The following is a 19,111-nucleotide window of genomic DNA, read 5'->3' as shown; positions in this document are numbered from 1 at the left end:
CGCGCCCAGCCAATCTCCCCACCCGTGGGGGAGATGGCCGGCAGGCCAGAGGGGGCGGCCACGGCACAACCTGAATATTGCAGCTGGAGCATATTGAGATGCAGCAAGCAGATTTCGTCATCATCGGCTCCGGCTCGGCAGGTTCCGCCCTCGCCTACCGTCTCTCCGAAGACGGTAAGAATTCCGTCATCGTCATCGAGGCCGGCGGATCGGATTTCGGGCCGTTCATCCAGATGCCGGCAGCCCTTGCCTGGCCAATGAGCATGAAGCGCTATAACTGGGGTTATCTCTCCGAGCCGGAACCCAACCTCAACAACCGGCGCATCACCGCGCCGCGCGGCAAGGTGATCGGCGGTTCCTCCTCGATCAACGGCATGGTCTATGTCCGCGGCCACGCCGAGGACTATAACCGCTGGGAAGAGCTTGGCGCTCGCGGATGGGCCTATGCCGACGTTCTCCCCTACTTCAAGCGCATGGAACACAGCCATGGCGGCGAGGAAGGCTGGCGCGGCACCGACGGGCCGCTGCATGTGCAGCGCGGCGTGTTCCGCAACCCGCTGTTCCAGGCCTTCGTCGAGGCCGGCAAGCAGGCAGGGTTCGAGACGACGGAGGATTACAACGGCTCGAAGCAGGAAGGCTTCGGGCTGATGGAACAGACGATCTTCCAGGGCCGCCGCTGGTCGGCTGCATCAGCCTATCTGAAGCCGGCGCTGAAGCGGCCGAACGTCAAGCTCATCTATGGTCTCGCCCGCAAGGTGGTGATCGAGAACGGCCGGGCCACCGGCGTCGAGATCGAGCGCGGTAACGCTGTCGAGGTGATCAAGGCGAACCGCGAAGTGATCGTCTCGGCCTCCTCCTTCAATTCGCCGAAGCTGCTGATGCTCTCCGGCATCGGCCCCGGCGCGCATTTGCAGGAGATGGGCATCGAGGTGAAGGCCGACCGCCCCGGCGTCGGCGCCAATCTGCAGGACCACATGGAATTCTATTTCCAGCAGGTCTCGACCAAGCCGGTGTCGCTCTATTCCTGGCTGCCGTGGTTCTGGCAGGGGGTTGCCGGTGCGCAGTGGATGTTCACCAAATCAGGGTTGGGCACCTCCAACCAGTTCGAGGCCTGCGCCTTCCTGCGCTCAGGCCCGGGCGTCAAGCAGCCCGATATCCAGTATCACTTCCTTCCTGTGGCCATCAGCTATGACGGCAAGGCAGCGGCCAAGAGCCACGGTTTCCAGGTGCATGTCGGCTACAATCTCTCCAAGTCGCGCGGTAACGTGACGCTGCGCTCGTCCGATCCGAAGGCCGACCCGGTCATCCAGTTCAACTATATGAGCCATGCCGAGGACTGGGAAAAGTTCCGCCATTGCGTGCGCCTGACCCGCGAGATCTTCGGCCAGCAGGCCTTTGACCAGTATCGCGGCCCGGAGATCCAGCCGGGCGAGAGCGTACAGACCGACGACGAGATCGACGCCTTCCTGCGCGAGCACCTGGAAAGCGCCTACCACCCCTGCGGCACCTGCAAGATGGGCGCCAAGGACGACCCGATGGCCGTCGTCGACGCCGAAACCCGCGTCATCGGCGTCGATGGCCTGCGCGTCGCCGACAGCTCGATCTTCCCCCACGTGACCTACGGCAACCTCAACGGCCCGTCGATCATGACCGGGGAGAAGGCAGCCGATCATATTCTCGGCAAGCAGCCGCTGCCGCGGTCGAACCAGGAGCCGTGGGTGAACCCGCGCTGGGCGGTGAGCGACAGGTAATAGGGGTTAGTGGTAGTCGTCTTCGCGCTGGTGGCGGATGGCCAGAATGGTCACCGTCTCGGCGTCTTCGATTTCGAAGAGCATGACGTAACCCGACGAACCGAATGGCACGAGCATTTCCCGAAGAAGACTGTCCTCGCTTGAGAGCTTGCGGCCCGTGAACGGAAATTCGCGCAGAACTTCCGCTGCCTTTATGATTGCCTCGTATGCTCGTCTTGCGATCTCGCGGTCGTGGACGAGCAGGTAATCGTAAAGCCGGTCTATGTCGTGAAGTGCGTGATCGGAGTAACGCAGACGGTACGTCATTGCTTGTCTTTGGCCACCGCCGCTTCAAGCTTTGCCTTGAGCCTGGCGTGAACGTCATCCGCATCGTGATAGATGCCGGTGCGCTTTGATTCCTCACGCGAAAACAGGCCGCGCGCGATGAATTCCGCCTGCGTCCTGCGGAAATTAACCTGACGCCGCAGCGAATCTTCCATCAGCGCCGACAGCGTCTCCCCTTCCCTCAGCACGCTTTCGGCGGCTGCGCGCAATTCGGGATCGACGCGCAGGGACGGCAATGTTGCGGTTTTCATGGGTTTCTCCATGCGTTGCATTTGCGATGCATGATGCCAAACTTAAAGTTCAGAATCAACTGGAGGAAACCGACCGATCGCACTGCGGAAGGACTCGCAATTCCGGCGACGAGGAGACCGAAGCAAAAATTGGCTATCACGGGCCCTACCCTGTTGCGTCAAGGGGCAAGTGGCGCGGCGCCCGGGCTCCGGACGGTATTTCACCAAATGTTGAAACAAGGGGTGATCTTTCGCGCCGATTGAGACTAGAAGATTAAGCCCCCATCACGTGCCAGAGTCCCCCATGCCCGCCTCCTATCGCAATTCCAAGCTGCTCCGCCGTTCCCGAGTGTTCTGGGGATCCTTTTCGCTCTGGCGGCCGCGGCTGGTGTTCTGGTGCGGCGCCCTGGCGATCGGGGTGATCAGCGTCGGCTTCGCCAAGCTCGCCGATCTGGCGCAGAAGGCGTTCGGCAGCCTGACATCCTCGGGTGAATGGGCCTTCCTGCTGCCGCTCGCCCTGACGCCCGCCATCTTCATGCTGTCGGCCTATCTGGCGGCCACGCTGTTTCCGAATTCGCAGGGCAGCGGCATTCCGCAGGCGATAGCCGCCCGGCATCTGCGCGAAGAGGACGACCGGACGCGGCTGCTGTCGCTCCGGATTGCCTTCGGCAAGATCGTGCTGACAGTACTCGGGCTGTTTTCCGGCGCCTCGATCGGCCGCGAGGGGCCGACGGTACAGGTGGGTGCATCGATCATGCTTGCGGTTGCCCGCTTCGGCGGTATGGCGCAGGCGCGCGGGCTGATCCTCGCGGGTTCGGCGGCAGGCATTGCAGCCGCTTTCAACACGCCGCTTGCCGGTATCGTCTTTGCCATCGAGGAGATGAGCCGCACCTATGAAGCGCGGGCCAACGGGCTGGTGCTGACCGCCGTCATCCTCTCCGGTCTCGCGGCCCTCGGGCTGGCGGGCAGCTACAACTATTTCGGCGAAGCCTCTGTTGCGCCAACGCAATTGCGCGACTGGGGCCTCGTGCTCGTCTGCGGCATCGGCGGCGGGGCGCTGGGTGCTGCCTTCAGCGGCTTTGCCCTGCATTTCGGCCAGAAGATCCGCCGCTGGGCGCAACCGCAACCCTTGAAGCGCATGCTCGTGCTGGCCGGCACCTGCGGACTGGCGATCGCCGTGATCGGCATCCTCTCCGGCGGCACCACCTTCGGCACCGGCTACGAGCAGGCCCGCGGCGCCGTCGAGGGACATGCGCTGCCGCTGCTGTTCTTCGTCGAGAAACTGGCCGCCAGCTTCCTGTCGATGCTTTCAGGGATTCCCGGCGGCATCTTCGCGCCGTCGCTTGCGGTCGGCGCCGGTTTCGGCAGCACGGTCGGATCGGCTCTCGGCACCAGCATCGCGCTGGCGGCGATCCTCGGCATGGCCGGATATTTCGCCGGCGTCGTGCAGGCGCCGATGACAGCCTTCGTCATCATTCTCGAAATGACCGGCGACCACCAGGCCGTCATCCCGATCATGGCGGTATCGATGATCGGCTACGTGACATCACGCATTCTCTCGCGCGAACCGCTTTATCACGGCCTGTCACGCGTGTTCATCGCCGCAGCCATCCGGGCGCGGCGGGCGATCGAGAAGGAAGAGGTTGCTGGCTAAGCGAGAAGCCGCGTGACTTCAGCACCCTTGGCGGGGGCGACGGCGTCGGCGATCGTTGTCGAGAACAACACCTTGCGGGTGGCGTCGGCGACCTTGGCGAAGACGTGGCGGATTTCGCAGTTTTGTTCGCCGTCGCAGTCGTCGCATTTGCGGTAGGCGGTGATCGACAGGCAGGGGAGCGGCGCGATCGGGCCGTCGATGATGCGCAGGATCTCGCCGAAGGTGATCATGTCGGCGGGCTTCAAGAGCAGATAGCCGCCTGCCTTGCCGCGGCGGCTGGCGACGATGCCCTGGTGTTTCAGGTCGAGAAGGATCTGCTCAAGGAACTTTTTCGGGATTTTCTGCTGTGCAGCAATGTCCGAGATCATCACCGGTTCGCGGGCGTCGGCCTCGGCCAGCACCGTCAGCGCCCGGAGCGCATATTTTGCTTTCTGCGTAATCATTTTAGACCGTCACACACACCAGCGGCCCTTGAGCCCTGCCGCTTTTCAAGCTTTGCTTTTCCCCTATGGCACAGCCAGCATGAACGGAATTTGAACGTGCCGGCAAAAGCCTTGAGATACAAGCATTTTGGCCTTGTTTTTGAACCTCGGCCAATGGGCGTAATTCTACGTCAAAATTGCGCCTTTCGCACGTTTTCGCGCATCACTTCAGATTTCGAATTGACAGGCGGCGTGTAACTCTACTAAATCACTAGAGATTGAGTTGCCCGACGGAGTTTTGACGCCGGGGCGGCTGCTTTTCTGCATTGCGGCAGCTTAGGAGAGATATTTGCTCCTGCTTATGCTGCTTTCGAAATCCCTTTTTCTGTCCGACCCATCCTGTTGCTGCGATACTCCGGCCAACTTGAGGACAGGATTGCCATGACTGTTATCCATACAATCGAAGAGGCCGAGGCGCTGAATGCGAAGCTCGCATCTCTCGACCTCGCCGGAAGGCTGGCCTTTGTCGCCGGTCTCGGCGGCCGCGTGGTCTTCACGACCTCGCTCGGCATCGAGGACCAGGTGATCACCGCCGAAATCGGCAATCACCGCCTGCCGATCGACGTCGTGACGCTGCAGACCGGACGCCTCTTTCCGGAAACGCTTTCGCTGATCGACGAGACCGAAAGCCAGTACGATATCAAGATTTCCCGCTACGAGCCCGAACAGGCCGATATCGACGCCTATGCGGCGAAATACGGCCTGAACGGCTTCTACGAGAGCGTCGAAGCCAGGCATGCCTGTTGTGGCGTGCGCAAGCTGAAGCCGCTTGCGCGCGCACTCAATGGGGCAACCATCTGGATCACCGGCCTGCGCCGCGGCCAATCGAGCAATCGCGCCGATACGCCCTTTGCCGAATATGACGCCGAGCGCCATCTCCTGAAGGTCAATCCGCTGGCCGACTGGGATATCGACGTGATCAAGGCCTATGTCGCCGATAACAGCGTGCCGGTGAACCCTCTGCATGCCCGTGGCTACCCATCGATAGGCTGCGAGCCCTGCACCCGCGCCATCAAGCCCGGCGAGCCCGAGCGCGCCGGCCGTTGGTGGTGGGAACAGGATGAGAAGCGCGAATGCGGGTTGCATGTTGCCGAGGAAGCATCGGCGATCCCGGCCCAACAATAACCTGCCGGTTTCCGGATCAGATGCGGCCACCGCCGCCAACCGGAAGCCAGGTGTCACGAGATTTCATTGCGGCAACCTCCCGTCCGGCAATGAGTGAGAAGTCTGGAGTAACACATGCCCGATACCCGTCAGGATACGGAACTCAGCAATCCGCAGAGCAGAAAGCCGCCGCTCGATCCGCATCTGAAGGCACTGGAAAACGAAGCGATCCATATCTTCCGTGAGGTCGCCGCCGAGTTCGAACGCCCCGTCATGCTCTATTCGATCGGCAAGGACTCGTCCGTCCTGCTGCATCTGGCGCGCAAGGCCTTCTATCCGGGCCGCGTCCCCTTCCCGCTGCTGCACGTCAACACCGGCTGGAAGTTCGCGGAGATGATCACCTTCCGCGACAAGATCGTGAAGGAATATGATCTCGACCTGATCGAGCACATCAATCCGCGCGGTGCGGCCGAAAACATCACGCCGTTCACCTATGGCTCGGCCCGCTATACCGACATCATGAAGACGGAAGCGCTGCGCAATGCGCTCGACGCCGGCAAGTTCGACGCTGCCTTCGGCGGCGCGCGCCGCGACGAGGAAGCCAGCCGCGCCAAGGAACGCATCTACTCGTTCCGTACGCCCGACCACCGCTGGGATCCGCGCAACCAACGCCCCGAGCTCTGGAACATCTATAACGGCCAGATCCGCCAGGGCGAAAGCGTTCGCGCCTTCCCGCTGTCGAACTGGACCGAAGTCGATATCTGGCGCTACATCCAGGCCGAGCAGATCCCGATCGTGCCGCTCTATTTCGCCGCCAGGCGCCCGTTCGTCGAGCGCGACGGCATGATGATCGATGCGACCGATCCGCGGCTCGAGCTTTTGCCCGGCGAAGTCAAGCAGGAGGATTCGATCCGTTTCCGCACGCTCGGCTGCTTCCCGCTGACGGGCGCGATCCGCTCGACGGCCACCACCCTTGAAGACATCATCGCGGAGCTGGAGATCGCCACGGTTTCCGAACGCCAGGGCCGCGCCATCGACCGGGATCAGTCCGGCTCCATGGAAAAGAAGAAGCGTGAAGGATATTTCTGAGATGACCGCAGCAAACCTCGCCAACGCCGTCGCCCCCGCAGCCGAGCCTGTTGCGGCCGTGCGCGATACGCGGCCGTTGCGCCTCATCACCTGCGGCTCTGTCGATGACGGAAAGTCGACGCTGATCGGCCGCCTGCTTTGGGACACCAAGGCAGTCAAGGAAGACCAGGCGGCAACGCTGCAGCGCGATTCCACCGGCAAGCAGAACGATCTCGGCCTGCCCGACTTCGCATTGCTACTGGATGGCCTGCAGGCCGAGCGCGAACAGGGCATCACCATCGATGTTGCCTATCGCTATTTCTCGACCGACAAGCGCTCCTTCATCGTTGCGGACACCCCCGGCCACGAGCAGTATACCCGCAACATGGCAACCGGCGCCTCGACCGCCGATCTCGCCGTTCTGCTGGTCGATGCCCGCGCTGGCATTCTCGAGCAGACCCGCCGCCACGCGACGATCGCCTCGCTGATGGGGATCCGGCAGTTCGTGCTGGCCATCAACAAGATCGACCTGACGAATTACGACCGGGCCGGTTTCGACAAGATCGTCCACGAATTCAAGGAATTCGCGCTGTCGCTCGGCGTCAAGCAGATCACCGCGATCCCGATGTCGGCGCTGAAGGGCGAGAACGTCGTCTATTCCGGCCAGGCCGCAATGCCCTGGTATAACGGCCCGACGCTGGTCGAGACGCTGGAACTGGCAAGCGTCCGCTCCGGCCAGTCGACCGGCTTCCGCTTCTCCGTACAGCGCGTCTCGCGCCCCGGTGAAAGCTTCCGCGGCTATCAGGGCACGGTCGCCGGCGGCTCGGTGAAGCCGGGTGACAGCGTCATGATCCTGCCGTCGGGCATGGTCGCCAATGTCTCCAAGATCGTCACCTTCGATCTGGTGCGCAATGCGGCCGTTGCCGGCGATGCGATCACGCTGGTGCTCGACCGCCAGGTGGACGTTGCCCGCGGCGACATGATCGTCTCGATCGACGCACAGCCGCAGACCGGCGTGAACTTTGACGCCCAGATCGTGGCGCTGCAGCCCGAGGGTATCGAGTCGGGCAAGCGTTACTGGCTGAAAAGCGGCAGCCGCCGCCAGCGTGTTCAGGTGCAGCCGATCGCCCAGCTGGAGCTGAAGAGCGGCGCCTGGGCTCCGGCCGAGCGTCTCTACATGAACGCCATCGGCAAGGTGCGGCTGATCTTCGACGAAGCAGCGATCTTCGACCCCTATGAGCAGAACCGCGCATCCGGATCGTTCATCCTGATCGATCCGGAGACCAACAACACGATCGCCGGCGGCATGGTCAGCGGCAAGCGCAGCGATGTCAGCGGCCTGCATGGCAACGAGGCTCGCGTCATCCTCTCGCTTCCGGCCGATCTCGCCGAGCAGATCATGGCAAGCGAGCTCTTCGCCAGCCGCCGTGACGAGGCGCATGTGCAGCGGATGACGGCAGCGGAAGCCGCCGATCTCTGGAAGAACGCCGCCAGCGATATCTGAGACGAAAAAAGGGGCCGAAAGGCCCCTTTGCTTTACCGGGTCGAGCCGCGCTCGATGACCTGGAAGCCGAAGTCGATATGGGCGGTGCCGGGCTCCTCCTCACGGACCGCATTCAGCAGCATATCGGCAACGCGATGGCCCATCTGATAGCGCGGAATGCTGACGGTCGTCAGCGCCGGCTCGCAGTGGACTGCGTAGTCGAGATCGTTGAAGCCGCAGATGCCGATATCGTCGGGAACGCGCAGGCCGCGGGTCCAGCATTCAAGAAGCGCACCAACGGCAAGATCGTCGTTCTGGCAGAACACCGCATCCACATCGGGTGCAGCTTCCACCAGATTGCTGAAGAGTTCGCGTCCAGCGCCAATGCCGTTCATCCCGAGGCAGCTTGCAACGAGCGCCTCGTCGAAATACCCGGCCTGGCGCATCACATCCGCATAGCCTTCGAAACGGCGGCGCGGACGGGTATCGCGGCGGCATCCGACAAAGGCGATGCGGCGGTAATTCTTCGACAGAAGCATGCGGGTGGCGGCGGCGCCGGCCTCGTAGTGATCGACAGCCGCCACCAGTCCCTCCGCCTTCTGGCTGACATCGACGATATGAGCAACCGGACAGGCGGCGGCGCTGAGCAGCGGCGCCAGGGCATCGTAATATTCTGCACCGGCAACAATGATACCCGCCGGTTTCTGCGCCAGGAAAGATTTCAGCTGGCTCACTTCCTGATCGGGATCATAGAGCGTATTGGCATATTGCACGCGCAGATCCGTCGCCCGCAGGCGATCCTCGATGCCGGTCATGATATCGGTAAAGGCGTGCTGATGAAGCGCAGGCGTAATGACGCCGACAACGCCGCTGTGGCGGCTGGCAAGCGCCCGGGCGGCCAGGTTGGGCACGTAGCCCATTTCATCGACGGTGCGCAGGATAAGCTGGCGCAAATCTTCGGAAACGATTTCGGGATTGCGGAGTGCCCGGGAAATGGTGATAGGGCTGACCCCCACCTTCTTGGCAACGTCACTCAATCTCACATGCGCAAAGCGCTTACTGTCCCTACCAGGCACTGCATTCCCCATTCCGGCATTACACGCTGCGAACCTGCCTCCCCTTCGACTCGCCATACCTTTGTGAAGAGAAATTAAATTAGAGTCCACTAACCCTTCTCCGTTTTGCGACGAAAGGTGTAGCAAAACCGGGCAGGCGGAATTCGCGCTGAAATGCTTCTACGCGGGATATCCTATGACGGATCACCGCAGGCGGAAATTGACTGCAAAATAGCCTTTTGTCATCCGGCGTTTCGAGGGAACGAGCGCGGCGCGCTATTCCATGACGACCAGCAGCTCGCCGCTATCGACGACTTCGAACATCGAGCTGTCGATGAGACGCACCGCAGCGCCCTCGCCCGTGCACCAGAAGCGGGCGCCGGGATAGCGGCGCATACCGGCGGCGGTATTCGTGACGATCAGATGGCGGCGCTCGTAAAGCCTGACCGGCAGGCCATTGCTGTCGATGCAGGCGCGCTCGCCCAGCGTCTCGACCGATGTCTCGCCATCCATTTTCATCGTCTATGCACCTGCGATGCCGCAAAAGAAAAAAGCCCACTTGCGCGGGCTTTTCGGCTGGTCGGAGTGGCAAGATTCGAACTTGCGACCCCCACGTCCCGAACGTGGTGCGCTACCAGACTGCGCTACACTCCGTGACCAGCGGCGCCTCTATAGAACGGCGCCTGTTATTGCGCAAGCGCCAAATTTCAAAAAACTGACGCATTCAGCAGCACCTTGCGCGGCACCCGCAAGGCCTTGCGAACCTGCAACAAAAAGACACACCTGCAGCAAATTTCGCAAACGCGAAGGCGGGGCAATTTTCTTTTGCCGGGTTCCGCGCTAAAGCGCTTTCCGGGACAAGCGGAAACCGCTCCATTGCAGCGATTCCCGCCGTCGAATGCGCGACAATTCAGGGACGATACATATGAAACTCCGCACCTTTGCCGCGGCCGGGCTTGCCATTGCGCTTGCCGGCTGCACGACCATTCCTTCTGCCGGCGATCCCGTTTCCGCACGCTGGAACGGCCAGTCGGCCGGCAAGTTCTTTGCCGCCTACGGCCCGCCGCTCAGCGACGCCGAAAATGGCTCCTCCGTCGTCTACACCTGGAAGGGCGGCTACAAGACCGTGCGCGTTCCAGCAAAATATGCCGAAGGCGAAAACGGCAAGCGCGGCAAGCAGACGGCCCCTGCCCGCACGCTCTACCTGCGCTGCCAGGCCGAAATCACCACCAATTCCGACTACACAATCCGCAACATCCGCACGGTCAACGATATCCCGGGCGAAAGCGGCAAGTCCTATTGCGCCGAATTCCTGGCCCCGGCCCAGCCGGCTGGCTGATCGGACTCAGCGTTCGAGATTTATGGCAGGCGGTCGAGAGGCCGCCTGTTTTCGTTTGTGGATATGTGTCGCGTGGAGGAAATGAATACGTCGCGCGGAAAAGCCGAGCGACGCGAATGAACGCGTTCTGGCATCCTATGCAAAGACGCTGAAGAGATAGTGGCTGGGGCGCCAGGATTCGAACCTGGGAATGCCGGTACCAAAAACCGGTGCCTTACCGCTTGGCGACGCCCCACCAGGCATTGAGCGGAAACCGCTGTGCCGAAGCGAGGCCTGATTAGCAAAGGTGCCGCCTCGTCACAATCACTAAGTTCGGCGCAGCCGCATATTTCTGTGCGATGCGGCGGGAGGCATGATAGGTCTTTGATCAGACGAGAACGCCTTTCTGGAGTAGTGATGAGCCAGTACCGTGCCCGCCCGCCTGCCCTCGCAACGCTGCTGCTCGATGACGCCGTGGTGCGGATCACCCGCTGGGATTTCGAGCCGGGCGCGGATACCGGCGTGCATACGCATGGTTACGGATATGTCGTGGTGCCGATGACCGATTGCCGGTTTCTGATCGAGGAAGGGGCCGAGAGCCGCCGCGTCGATATTGCCAAGGGTGCGGCCTACCGGCGCGAAGCGGGGACAGAGCACAATGTCGTCAACGCCGGCGACGAGCCGATGTCCTTCATCGAGATCGAATACAAGTAAGCCATGCCGAGCCCGCGTTTCGACCTGACATTCGTGCCTTCCCATGGCGTGCCGGTGACGGTGGCGCCCGGCATCCAGCGGCTGACGGTGAACAATCCGAGCCCCTTCACATTTCACGGCACCAACAGCTATATCGTCGGCGCCGGATCCTCTGTTGCGGTCATCGATCCGGGGCCCGAGGGCGATGCGCATTTCGAGGCGCTGATGGCAGCCCTTTCCGGGCGCCGCGTCTCACATATCCTGATCACCCATACACATCGCGACCACTCGCCGCTTGCCGCCAGGCTGAAAGCCGCAACCGGGGCGCTGACGGCGGGCGAAGGCCCACACCGTGCCTCGCGGCCGCTGCATGCCGGCGAGATCAATCCCTTTGCAGAGAGCTCGGACACCGGCTTCGTGCCCGATATCGCGCTTTCGGATGGCGACGTGATCGAAGGCGAAGGATTTGCACTCCGCGCCGTGCTGACGCCCGGGCATGCCGCGAACCATGCGGCCTTCGCGCTTGAGGGCACGGAGATTCTGTTTTCAGGCGATCATGTCATGGCATGGGCGACGTCTATCGTTGCACCGCCCGACGGCTCGATGCGTGATTACATGGCGTCGCTCGACAAGCTGATTGCAAGGCGCGACCATCTGCTGCTGCCCGGCCATGGCGGGCCGGTGAAGCATCCGCTGACATTCCTGCGCGCGCTGAAAACGCACCGGCGGATGCGGGAGCGGGCGATCCTGGAACGCATCAAGGGCGGCGACCGGCGTATCCCCGACATGGTCAAGGCGATCTATCGCGATACCGATCCGCGGCTGCATGGAGCGGCCGGCCTTTCGGTGCTGGCGCATATCGAGGATCTGGTGGAGCGCGGCAAGGTGAAGACCCACGGACCACCTGCACTGATGGGCGAATATTGGGCGGCGGGATGATGACAAACGGGCAGGAAGCCTACAGCTACCGCATGGATGACAGCGTTCCGGCCTTTGCCGATGACGCGCCCGTCATTATCTTTGACGGCGAATGCATCTTCTGTTCCGGCTGGGTGAAATTCGCACTGAAACGCGACAGAACCGGGCGCTACCGCTTCCTGACCGCACAATCACCACTCGGCGAGGCGCTTTACCGCCACTATGGGCTCGATGCCCGCGACTACGAGACCAACATCTTCATCGACGGCGGACGCGCCTATTTCAAGTCCGAGGGATCAATCCGGATGATTGCTGGGCTTGGCTTCCCATGGTCCCTCGTCTCTCTGCTGCGCATACTGCCGCGGCCGCTTGCCGACCGGCTCTACGAATTCATCGCCCGCAACCGGCTGCGGATCGCAGGCCGCAGCGACAGTTGCTTTGTGCCGACGCCAGAGGTCAGGAGCCGCTTTCTCGGATGAGTACAAGCGGGCTTCGCGTGCTGATCATCGGCGGCTACGGCGCGTTCGGCAGCCGGCTGGCACGCTTGCTGGCCGGCGATCCTCGCTTCCATCTGCTTGTCGGCGGGCGGTCGGCGGAGAAGGCCGAGACGTTTGCCGCCGGGCTCGAGGGAGGTGCAAAGGGCGTGGTCTTCGACCGCGATGGCGATGTGCGGGCCCAGCTTGCGTTGCTCAGGCCCGCGGTCGTCGCCGATCTCTCGGGACCGTTTCAGGACATGGGCGAGGATCGCTATCGGGTCGCCCGCGCGGCGATAGCGCTCGGGATCGACTACATCGATGTTTCAGACAGCCGCGATTTCGTCAGCGGCATCGACGCGCTCGACGACGAGGCGAAGGCGCGCGGCGTCTTCGTGCTTTCCGGGCTCAGCAGCTTTCCGGCGCTCTCCTTTGCGGCCGCCGAAAAGCTCGCGATCGAATTCGCCGAGGTCCACAAGGTCAGCAGCGGAATTGCACCCTCGCCGCGCGCCGCGATCGGGCTCAACGTCATCAGGGCGATCGCCAGCTATGCCGGAAAGCCGGTCAAGGTCACGCGGGGCGGCATCCCGGCAGAGAGTACGGGGCTTGCCGGAGGACCAGGCATGGTGATCGCGCCGCCCGGCTGCGTTCCGCTCCGCTGGCGCCGCTTTCTGCTGGCCGATACGCCGGATCTTTCGCTTCTGCCACAGCGGTTTCGCCATTTGCAGGAGGCCTTCACCGGCGCTGGCGCGGAGCCGCGATGGCTGCAATCACTCCTGATGTTTGCCGCCCGCCTCGTTCGCTACCGGCTGCTGCCGTCGCTTGCGCCATTTGCGCCGCTGATCCATGCCGCGAGCCGCAGCCTTGCATCCGGCGAAGCACGCGGCGGCATGTTCGTGCGCCTGGAAGGATTGGGACACGACAGGCAAGCGCTTGCCGCCACCTGGCATCTGGTTGCCGAAGGCGATGATGGTCCCTTCATTCCGGCAATGGGTGCAGCCGGGCTCTTGCGCGCGCTGACAGACGGGAAGCGGCCGGGCAGCGGGGCGCGGGCGGCGATAGCGGAGCTTCCGCTTGGCGCCTTCGAGGATGGGTTTCGGCCCCTGGCGATCCGCACAGGCATCCGGCGGCAGCGTGCTGGCGATCGGCGCCTTTCGCTCTATCAGCGGGTGTTGGGCGATGAAGCATGGGGGATGCTGCCGCCGGCGGTGGCGGCGATGCATGCGTTAAACGATGGCGAGCTGCGTGTTTGCGGCCAGGCGCGAGTGGAGCGCGGGAGCGGCCTGCTTGCCGGCCTCGTCGCGGCAATCATCGGCTTTCCGCGTGCCGCTGACGATATCCCTGTCAGCGTGACGTTCAAGGCAGAGCACGGGCGGGAGACGTGGACGCGGAACTTCGACGGCCGACGTTTCCGCAGCCGTCAATCGGAAGCGTCGGGACGACACGCGCATCTGCTGGCGGAGGATTTCGGGCCGGTCCGTGTGTTTATCGCGCTGGTGCCCGAGGGCGAGCGGCTGCGGCTCCTCATCCGCGGCTGGCGGATTTTCGGTCTGCCGCTACCGCTGTTTCTGGCGCCCGACGGCAATACATTCGAAGAGCAGCGTGACGGGCGCTTCCATTTCCACGTCGAGATCGGCGGGCGGCTGACGGGTTTGATCGTCCGCTATACCGGCTGGCTCGAGCCGGATCAGCCGGCGATGCCGAGCAGCTCGACATCGAGCGCTTCGAGAAACTGATCGGCGATCCCGGCGCTGAAACCGAGGTCGTTCTGGCCATAGCGCGAGGCGACCCGGATATCGACGAAGGTGGTTTCGGCTTCTTCGCGCAGGCGGATGACGATATCGAAGCGCAGGCCGAGGATCAGCGTGCGGCGTTCGCCCTGCAGCGTCACGCCATTGGCGCCGCGGATCAGTTTGGCGACGTCATCATCAAAGGGGCGCGGCGTCGGCACCGGCACCTGGTCCGGGGCCTCGGCGACTGCATCGCCATTCGGCTGTGGCGGCTTGGCCGGGGCATCTTCCAGATCGCGGGCCGGTTCGCTTTCACCCTTGCTCTTGGTGATGGTGATGCCGTTCTGGCGCGCGACCTTCTTCACCGCATCGAGAACGCGGTCGATGGCGCCCTCATAGCGGCGGCCGGTCAGTTCGGGATAGGCTTCCAGCTGCTTTTCGCGATCGGTATCGGCGATCTCCGTGCTTCGCTTCATCCAGATCTGGTCGGCATGCGGCGGCGACAGCCATTCCGGCGCCGAAACGAGATCGGTCGAGACGTCGTAGATAGCAGGGAGGGTGAAATAGCGCTCGGCTGCCAGGCCGCCGAAAGCCAGCGGGGCGGCGGCGAAAATGATGGCCTTCATGGCATCGAGGCCGCCTTCGGCACCCGATATCCAGAGGCTTCTCAAGCCCGCGAAAGCCAGCAGGAAGGCGAGCAGCGCAAATCCCGTCGACACCAGAACGAGCAGCACCATATAGGGCGTCGCCAGCCCGCCGAAGCGGTGCGCCAGAAGCACGGCAGCCCAAAGCACCAGCGCAAACGCCCCGAAACGCCGCGCGAAGCGGGCCGAACTGGAAACGGGGCGGTCGAAACGGATGGCCATCAAACTTACCAGTTACAGGCGGGCACACGCCCGGCGCGGGCGCACGAAGCACCCGCACCTTGTTTATGGCAAGATTCGCCTAGATTTTGAAACTGTTGTCTCTTGCGGGAGGCCTCAATCCACCAAAAGGCGGAGATGGCCTGCATGAGCAATATCTGATATGCCGTAAAAAGGCCATTCTGGCGGGTTTTTCTGCCGATTGGGAGGTTGTGGGCATGTTTCGTCAGCGAGGCATGCGCGTTTCAGGAGAAGAGCCATGCTTTCACCGGAAATGACAGAACGACATAAGGCGCCGGCGCTGGGTGCCATCGATACATCCGAGCCTTTCCTGCCGATGGAGCTTCTGGAACTGGAGCTCTCGCTGGAAGGCTATACCGGCGGCGAGGCAGGCTTCTGCGAAGCGGTGCGGACGGCTGCCGGAAAGGCCGGCGGCGAATTCCTGTTCGACCTTCCGGCTGCCGGACTGATCGACGATTGCCGCCGTATCGCGGTGCTGCGCGTTCCGACGTCCGGCTCCGACATGCGCGTGGTGCTTGCCGTTCTCGATCGCGACGGCATCGAGATTCGCATGCAGGCGCCGGACGACGAGACCGTGCATCTGGTGCGGTTCGCCGATGCCTTCATCGAGGTTCTGGAACGAATCTGATGCACCGCGCGTTTTCCGTTGCGGATCGATGTGGAGTTGACGCGGCCCGGCAAATCGCCTCATGTCCGCAGCACCGCTTTCCGCACCGGAGACTGTACCATGCGTTTTTCCGCCCTTCCCTTCACGCTCGCGGCGCTGGCGATCGGCCTTTCGGCCTGCCAGACGATGACGCCTGAGGAGCGGCGCGCCGCCGACGAGCGGCAGTGCCTGAGCTACGGTTTCAAACCCGGCACCAGCGGTTTCGCCACCTGCCTGCAGCGCATCGATCTCGACCGGCGTGCCGATGCCCGCGCCTTCCGTATCCAGGCCGACGAAAACTTCGACAACTTCATGGCCGGGCCGCGCTACTATCCGCGTTACTACTATCGCCGCTAGTACCGGTCTTAGCGGCCGCCGTTGATGGCCGCCTGCGCGGCCGCCAGCCGGGCGATCGGCACGCGGAAGGGCGAGCAGGAGACATAATCGAGGCCGATCCGTTCGCAGAAATGGATCGAGGCGGGATCGCCGCCATGTTCGCCGCAGATGCCGAGCTTCATATCGTTGCGGGTGCGCCTGCCGCGCTCGGCGGCGATGCTGATCAGCTCGCCGACACCATCGAAATCCAGCGAGATGAAGGGGTCATGCTCGATGATGCCCTTGCGCTGGTAGGTCGGGATGAAGGCCGAGGCATCGTCGCGTGAGATGCCGAAGGTGGTCTGCGTCAGGTCGTTGGTGCCGAAGGAGAAGAATTCGGCGGCTTCGGCGATGGTGTGCGCCCGTAGAGCCGCGCGCGGTAGTTCGATCATCGTGCCGACCAGGTAGTCGATCCTGATATCCGCTTCCGCCATGACCGCCTTGGCGATCGTATCAATCCGCTCCTTGACGTAATCGAGCTCCGAGCGGAGGCCGACGAGCGGCACCATGATTTCGGGAACGACGGCGGCGCCGGTTTCGTGGGCCGCAGCGATCGCCGCCTCGAAGATGGCGCGGGCCTGCATCTCGACGATTTCGGGATAGGAGATGGCGAGACGGCAGCCGCGGTGGCCGAGCATCGGATTGAATTCGTGCAGCGCATCGACGCGCTGGCGAAGCGCCAGGGGCTCCATGCCCATGGCCGCCGCCACATCGGCGATTTCCTCATCCGTCTTCGGCAGGAATTCGTGCAGCGGCGGATCGAGCAGGCGGATGGTGACCGGAAGGCCGTGCATGACGTTGAACAGACTGGTGAAATCCAGCCGCTGCATCGGCAGCAGCTTGTCGAGCGCCACGCGACGGCCCTTCTCGTCTTCGGCAAGGATCATCTCGCGCATCACATGGATACGGTCGCCTTCGAAGAACATGTGCTCGGTACGGCAGAGCCCTATGCCTTCGGCGCCAAAGGAGCGGGCCGCGCGGGCATCGGCCGGGGTGTCGGCATTGGTGCGCACGGTCATGCGGCGGACGCGGTCGGCCCAACCCATGATGCGGCCGAAATCGCCCGACAGTTCCGGCTGGATCATCGGCACTTCGCCCTTCAGCACCTGGCCGGCCGAACCGTCGATGGTGATGATGTCGCCCTTCTTCAGTGTCACGCCGACGCCGATCAGGCGTTCGTTGCGCAGATCGATGCGCATGGTGCCGGCGCCGACGACGCAGGGGATGCCCATGCCGCGGGCGACGACAGCCGCGTGGCTGGTCATGCCGCCGCGCGTCGTCAGTATGCCTTCGGCGGCGTGCATGCCGTGAATATCTTCAGGGCTGGTCTCGACGCGCAGCAGGATGACCTTGCGCCCCTCCTCCTCGGCTGCCACTGCCTCTTCGGCGGTGAAGACGATCGCCCCGGTCGCAGCCCCGGGCGAAGCCGGCAGGCCGCTGCCGATCACCTGGCGCTGAACGCGCGGATCGATCGTCGGGTGCAGCAGCTGATCGAGCGTCGAGGGCTCGATGCGCAGCACCGCTTCCTCCTCGGTGATCAGCTTTTCGTCTACCATATCGACGGCGATCCGCATGGCGGCGCGTGTCGAACGCTTGCCGGACCGCGTCTGCAGCATCCAGAGCTTGCCGCGCTCGATTGTGAACTCGATGTCCTGCATGTCGCGGTAATGGGCTTCGAGCTCGGAACAGATACGGGTGAGCTCGGCAAAAGCCTCCGGCATCAGCTTCTCGAGCGACGGGCGCTCGGAACCCGAGTTCAGGCGTCCATCCTCGGTGATGCTCTGCGGCGTTCGGATACCGGCGACGACATCCTCGCCCTGGGCATTGACCAGGAACTCGCCATAGAAGGACTTCTCGCCGGTCGAGGGATTGCGGGTGAAGGCGACGCCGGTGGCAGACGCATTGCCGAGATTGCCGAAGACCATGGCCTGAATGTTGATCGCCGTGCCCCATACTTCGGGGATATTGTGCAGCATGCGGTAGGTGACGGCACGGGCGCTCATCCAACTGGCGAAGACAGCGCCGACAGCGCCCCAGAGCTGGACTTCCGGCTCCTGCGGGAAGGCTTCGCCAAGCTCTTCCTCGATCATGTCCTTGTAGAGCGAGACGACATGCTGCCAGTCGCCGGCCGAAAGCTCGGTATCGTATTCGTGGCCGAGCCGCGCCTTCTCGTCTTCGAGGATTTCCTCGAAGACCTCATTGTCGAGGCCCATGACGACATCGGCATACATCTGGATGAAGCGGCGATAGCTATCCCAGGCAAAACGGGCGTCGCCGGCATCATGGCCGAGCGCCTGCACCGTCTCGTCGTTGAGGCCAAGGTTGAGGACAGTGTCCATCATGCCCGGCATCGATACGCGGGCGCCGGAGCGCACGGAGAGAAGCAACGGATGATCAGTGGCGCCAAAACGGCGGCCGGTGGCCTTTTCAATGCCTTCCACGCCGGCGCGGATCTGTGTCTTCAGGTCATCGTCGAGCTTGCGGGAATTCTTGTAATAGGTGGCGCAGGCATCGGCGACGATCGTCAGACCGGGCGGGACCGGCAGCCCCAGCGCGCACATTTCGGCAAGGTTGGCACCCTTGCCGCCCAGCACGTCACGATCACGCGCACGGCCTTCCGCCTGCCCGTTTCCGAACGTATAGACCAGCTTGGACATATTTCCCCCGCCTCATTCTCCGGGACCACCTTAATCCCTTGGTCCGGAAATGAAAATCGACAAATACGGCAAAATGTTGCACCGCACAATCAATGCAGCACATCAAACCGTTTGAATGTGGGGAACGCATAAAAAAAGCTTTGCGGGACTGCAACAACGGTCCCGCAAAGCCTTATTTCCGTCCAGCCAGGAAAACTGGACGGGGGGTCCACCTATGCCATCAAGCCCGGTTTTGCCCTCGTCCCGGAGTTGTCAGCATTATCCAA

At 62.9% G+C, this 19,111-nt stretch carries 19 protein-coding genes and 2 tRNA genes; 12 read left to right on the top strand and 9 right to left on the bottom strand.

Features of this window, described 5'->3' with window-relative positions:
* Positions 1 to 98 precede the first annotated feature (98 nt).
* On the top strand, positions 99 to 1,751 hold the full coding sequence (gene betA / locus AB4Z25_RS10310) for a choline dehydrogenase (protein WP_112537206.1): 1,653 nt from the start codon (positions 99 to 101) through the stop codon (positions 1,749 to 1,751).
* Positions 1,752 to 1,757: 6 nt separating this feature from the next.
* Here betA and AB4Z25_RS10305 read toward each other — a convergent pair whose 3' ends face one another.
* A complete protein-coding gene (locus AB4Z25_RS10305; protein WP_112537205.1) occupies positions 1,758 to 2,057 on the bottom strand; it encodes a type II toxin-antitoxin system RelE/ParE family toxin in 300 nt (99 codons plus the stop codon).
* Positions 2,054 to 2,326, bottom strand: a complete 273-nt coding sequence (locus AB4Z25_RS10300; RefSeq protein ID WP_112537204.1) for a YlcI/YnfO family protein — start codon at positions 2,324 to 2,326, stop codon at positions 2,054 to 2,056. Before AB4Z25_RS10300 ends, AB4Z25_RS10305 begins: the two co-directional genes overlap by 4 nt.
* A 283-nt stretch (positions 2,327 to 2,609) precedes the next feature.
* On the opposite strand from AB4Z25_RS10300, the gene AB4Z25_RS10295 reads away from it, so the two are divergent.
* Positions 2,610 to 3,959: a chloride channel protein gene (locus AB4Z25_RS10295; protein WP_112537203.1), complete on the top strand. Its 1,350-nt coding sequence runs from the start codon at positions 2,610 to 2,612 to the stop codon at positions 3,957 to 3,959.
* Here the strand turns inward: AB4Z25_RS10295 and AB4Z25_RS10290 are convergent.
* On the bottom strand, positions 3,956 to 4,402 hold the full coding sequence (locus tag AB4Z25_RS10290) for an RrF2 family transcriptional regulator (RefSeq protein ID WP_112537202.1): 447 nt from the start codon (positions 4,400 to 4,402) through the stop codon (positions 3,956 to 3,958). The genes AB4Z25_RS10295 and AB4Z25_RS10290 overlap by 4 nt on opposite strands.
* 420 nt (positions 4,403 to 4,822) lie before the next feature.
* Between AB4Z25_RS10290 and AB4Z25_RS10285 the strand changes: the two genes are divergently transcribed.
* The 3 genes from AB4Z25_RS10285 to cysN all read left to right on the top strand — a co-directional run bounded on the left by AB4Z25_RS10285 (position 4,823) and on the right by cysN (position 8,117).
* On the top strand, positions 4,823 to 5,566 hold the full coding sequence (locus tag AB4Z25_RS10285) for a phosphoadenylyl-sulfate reductase (protein ID WP_112537201.1): 744 nt from the start codon (positions 4,823 to 4,825) through the stop codon (positions 5,564 to 5,566).
* A 114-nt stretch (positions 5,567 to 5,680) separates the two neighbouring features.
* Positions 5,681 to 6,634, top strand: a complete 954-nt coding sequence (cysD, locus tag AB4Z25_RS10280; protein WP_112537200.1) for a sulfate adenylyltransferase subunit CysD — start codon at positions 5,681 to 5,683, stop codon at positions 6,632 to 6,634.
* Between the two features lies 1 nt (position 6,635).
* Positions 6,636 to 8,117: a sulfate adenylyltransferase subunit CysN gene (gene cysN, locus AB4Z25_RS10275; RefSeq protein WP_112537199.1), complete on the top strand. Its 1,482-nt coding sequence runs from the start codon at positions 6,636 to 6,638 to the stop codon at positions 8,115 to 8,117.
* Between the two features lie 32 nt (positions 8,118 to 8,149).
* Here cysN and AB4Z25_RS10270 read toward each other — a convergent pair whose 3' ends face one another.
* The 3 genes from AB4Z25_RS10270 to AB4Z25_RS10260 form a co-directional block, all read right to left on the bottom strand.
* Entirely contained in the window at positions 8,150 to 9,184 is a 1,035-nt protein-coding gene (locus AB4Z25_RS10270; protein WP_112537198.1) for a LacI family DNA-binding transcriptional regulator, read from the bottom strand.
* A 243-nt stretch (positions 9,185 to 9,427) separates the two neighbouring features.
* Positions 9,428 to 9,664 (bottom strand): hypothetical protein, encoded by a 237-nt coding sequence (locus AB4Z25_RS10265; protein WP_162698651.1) that lies wholly within the window; start codon positions 9,662 to 9,664, stop codon positions 9,428 to 9,430.
* A 64-nt stretch (positions 9,665 to 9,728) separates the two neighbouring features.
* Positions 9,729 to 9,805, bottom strand: a tRNA-Pro gene (locus AB4Z25_RS10260).
* 271 nt (positions 9,806 to 10,076) lie between these two features.
* Here AB4Z25_RS10260 and AB4Z25_RS10255 point away from each other — a divergent pair.
* On the top strand, positions 10,077 to 10,490 hold the full coding sequence (locus AB4Z25_RS10255) for a hypothetical protein (protein ID WP_112386511.1): 414 nt from the start codon (positions 10,077 to 10,079) through the stop codon (positions 10,488 to 10,490).
* Positions 10,491 to 10,650: 160 nt separating this feature from the next.
* Here AB4Z25_RS10255 and AB4Z25_RS10250 read toward each other — a convergent pair.
* A tRNA-Gln gene (locus AB4Z25_RS10250) sits at positions 10,651 to 10,725 on the bottom strand.
* A gap of 161 nt (positions 10,726 to 10,886) precedes the next feature.
* On the opposite strand from AB4Z25_RS10250, the gene AB4Z25_RS10245 reads away from it, so the two are divergent.
* Genes AB4Z25_RS10245 through AB4Z25_RS10230 form a run of 4 tightly spaced genes read left to right on the top strand, consistent with a single transcriptional unit; the run spans position 10,887 to position 14,289 of the window.
* Positions 10,887 to 11,183: a cupin domain-containing protein gene (locus AB4Z25_RS10245; protein ID WP_112386405.1), complete on the top strand. Its 297-nt coding sequence runs from the start codon at positions 10,887 to 10,889 to the stop codon at positions 11,181 to 11,183.
* 3 nt (positions 11,184 to 11,186) lie between these two features.
* On the top strand, positions 11,187 to 12,101 hold the full coding sequence (locus tag AB4Z25_RS10240; protein WP_112537196.1) for an MBL fold metallo-hydrolase: 915 nt from the start codon (positions 11,187 to 11,189) through the stop codon (positions 12,099 to 12,101).
* On the top strand, positions 12,098 to 12,559 hold the full coding sequence (locus AB4Z25_RS10235) for a thiol-disulfide oxidoreductase DCC family protein (protein ID WP_442207964.1): 462 nt from the start codon (positions 12,098 to 12,100) through the stop codon (positions 12,557 to 12,559). Before AB4Z25_RS10240 ends, AB4Z25_RS10235 begins: the two co-directional genes overlap by 4 nt.
* Entirely contained in the window at positions 12,556 to 14,289 is a 1,734-nt protein-coding gene (locus AB4Z25_RS10230) for an SDR family oxidoreductase (RefSeq protein WP_112537195.1), read from the top strand. Before AB4Z25_RS10235 ends, AB4Z25_RS10230 begins: the two co-directional genes overlap by 4 nt.
* On the opposite strand, the gene AB4Z25_RS10225 is transcribed toward AB4Z25_RS10230, so the two are convergent.
* Positions 14,241 to 15,149, bottom strand: coding sequence for a DUF1499 domain-containing protein (locus AB4Z25_RS10225; RefSeq protein ID WP_112537194.1), 909 nt, complete (start codon positions 15,147 to 15,149; stop codon positions 14,241 to 14,243). The two genes, AB4Z25_RS10230 and AB4Z25_RS10225, sit on opposite strands and share 49 nt — an antisense overlap.
* A gap of 256 nt (positions 15,150 to 15,405) precedes the next feature.
* On the opposite strand from AB4Z25_RS10225, the gene AB4Z25_RS10220 reads away from it, so the two are divergent.
* Positions 15,406 to 15,795, top strand: a complete 390-nt coding sequence (locus AB4Z25_RS10220) for a hypothetical protein (protein ID WP_112537193.1) — start codon at positions 15,406 to 15,408, stop codon at positions 15,793 to 15,795.
* 99 nt (positions 15,796 to 15,894) lie between these two features.
* Positions 15,895 to 16,170, top strand: coding sequence for a hypothetical protein (locus AB4Z25_RS10215; protein WP_112537192.1), 276 nt, complete (start codon positions 15,895 to 15,897; stop codon positions 16,168 to 16,170).
* Positions 16,171 to 16,178: 8 nt separating this feature from the next.
* Here the strand turns inward: AB4Z25_RS10215 and ppdK are convergent, their stop codons facing one another.
* Entirely contained in the window at positions 16,179 to 18,845 is a 2,667-nt protein-coding gene (gene ppdK / locus AB4Z25_RS10210) for a pyruvate, phosphate dikinase (protein WP_112537191.1), read from the bottom strand.
* Positions 18,846 to 19,111 lie beyond the last annotated feature (266 nt).

It is taken from the genome of Rhizobium sp. RAF36, assembly GCF_052114105.1.
In the GTDB taxonomy this organism is placed as follows: Bacteria; Pseudomonadota; Alphaproteobacteria; order Rhizobiales; family Rhizobiaceae; genus Rhizobium.
The sequence above is the reverse complement of the archived record's forward strand: the minus strand, read 5'-3'. Positions and strand labels throughout refer to the sequence as shown.

Bases quoted from the DNA above. Each gene is read 5' to 3' on its own strand.
- AB4Z25_RS10300 (WP_112537204.1), bottom strand. From the start codon at position 2,326: ATGAAAACCGCAACATTGCCGTCCCTGCGCGTCGATCCCGAATTGCGC.
- cysD (WP_112537200.1), top strand. From the start codon at position 5,681: ATGCCCGATACCCGTCAGGATACGGAACTCAGCAATCCGCAGAGCAGA.
- AB4Z25_RS10285 (WP_112537201.1), top strand. From the start codon at position 4,823: ATGACTGTTATCCATACAATCGAAGAGGCCGAGGCGCTGAATGCGAAG.
- ppdK (WP_112537191.1), bottom strand. From the start codon at position 18,845: ATGTCCAAGCTGGTCTATACGTTCGGAAACGGGCAGGCGGAAGGCCGT.
- AB4Z25_RS10225 (WP_112537194.1), bottom strand. From the start codon at position 15,149: ATGGCCATCCGTTTCGACCGCCCCGTTTCCAGTTCGGCCCGCTTCGCG.
- betA (WP_112537206.1), top strand. From the start codon at position 99: ATGCAGCAAGCAGATTTCGTCATCATCGGCTCCGGCTCGGCAGGTTCC.
- AB4Z25_RS10305 (WP_112537205.1), bottom strand. From the start codon at position 2,057: ATGACGTACCGTCTGCGTTACTCCGATCACGCACTTCACGACATAGAC.
- AB4Z25_RS10215 (WP_112537192.1), top strand. From the start codon at position 15,895: ATGCGTTTTTCCGCCCTTCCCTTCACGCTCGCGGCGCTGGCGATCGGC.
- cysN (WP_112537199.1), top strand. From the start codon at position 6,636: ATGACCGCAGCAAACCTCGCCAACGCCGTCGCCCCCGCAGCCGAGCCT.
- AB4Z25_RS10295 (WP_112537203.1), top strand. From the start codon at position 2,610: ATGCCCGCCTCCTATCGCAATTCCAAGCTGCTCCGCCGTTCCCGAGTG.
- AB4Z25_RS10235 (WP_442207964.1), top strand. From the start codon at position 12,098: ATGATGACAAACGGGCAGGAAGCCTACAGCTACCGCATGGATGACAGC.
- AB4Z25_RS10290 (WP_112537202.1), bottom strand. From the start codon at position 4,402: ATGATTACGCAGAAAGCAAAATATGCGCTCCGGGCGCTGACGGTGCTG.
- AB4Z25_RS10255 (WP_112386511.1), top strand. From the start codon at position 10,077: ATGAAACTCCGCACCTTTGCCGCGGCCGGGCTTGCCATTGCGCTTGCC.
- AB4Z25_RS10245 (WP_112386405.1), top strand. From the start codon at position 10,887: ATGAGCCAGTACCGTGCCCGCCCGCCTGCCCTCGCAACGCTGCTGCTC.
- AB4Z25_RS10265 (WP_162698651.1), bottom strand. From the start codon at position 9,664: ATGGATGGCGAGACATCGGTCGAGACGCTGGGCGAGCGCGCCTGCATC.
- AB4Z25_RS10270 (WP_112537198.1), bottom strand. From the start codon at position 9,184: ATGGGGAATGCAGTGCCTGGTAGGGACAGTAAGCGCTTTGCGCATGTG.
- AB4Z25_RS10230 (WP_112537195.1), top strand. From the start codon at position 12,556: ATGAGTACAAGCGGGCTTCGCGTGCTGATCATCGGCGGCTACGGCGCG.
- AB4Z25_RS10240 (WP_112537196.1), top strand. From the start codon at position 11,187: ATGCCGAGCCCGCGTTTCGACCTGACATTCGTGCCTTCCCATGGCGTG.
- AB4Z25_RS10220 (WP_112537193.1), top strand. From the start codon at position 15,406: ATGCTTTCACCGGAAATGACAGAACGACATAAGGCGCCGGCGCTGGGT.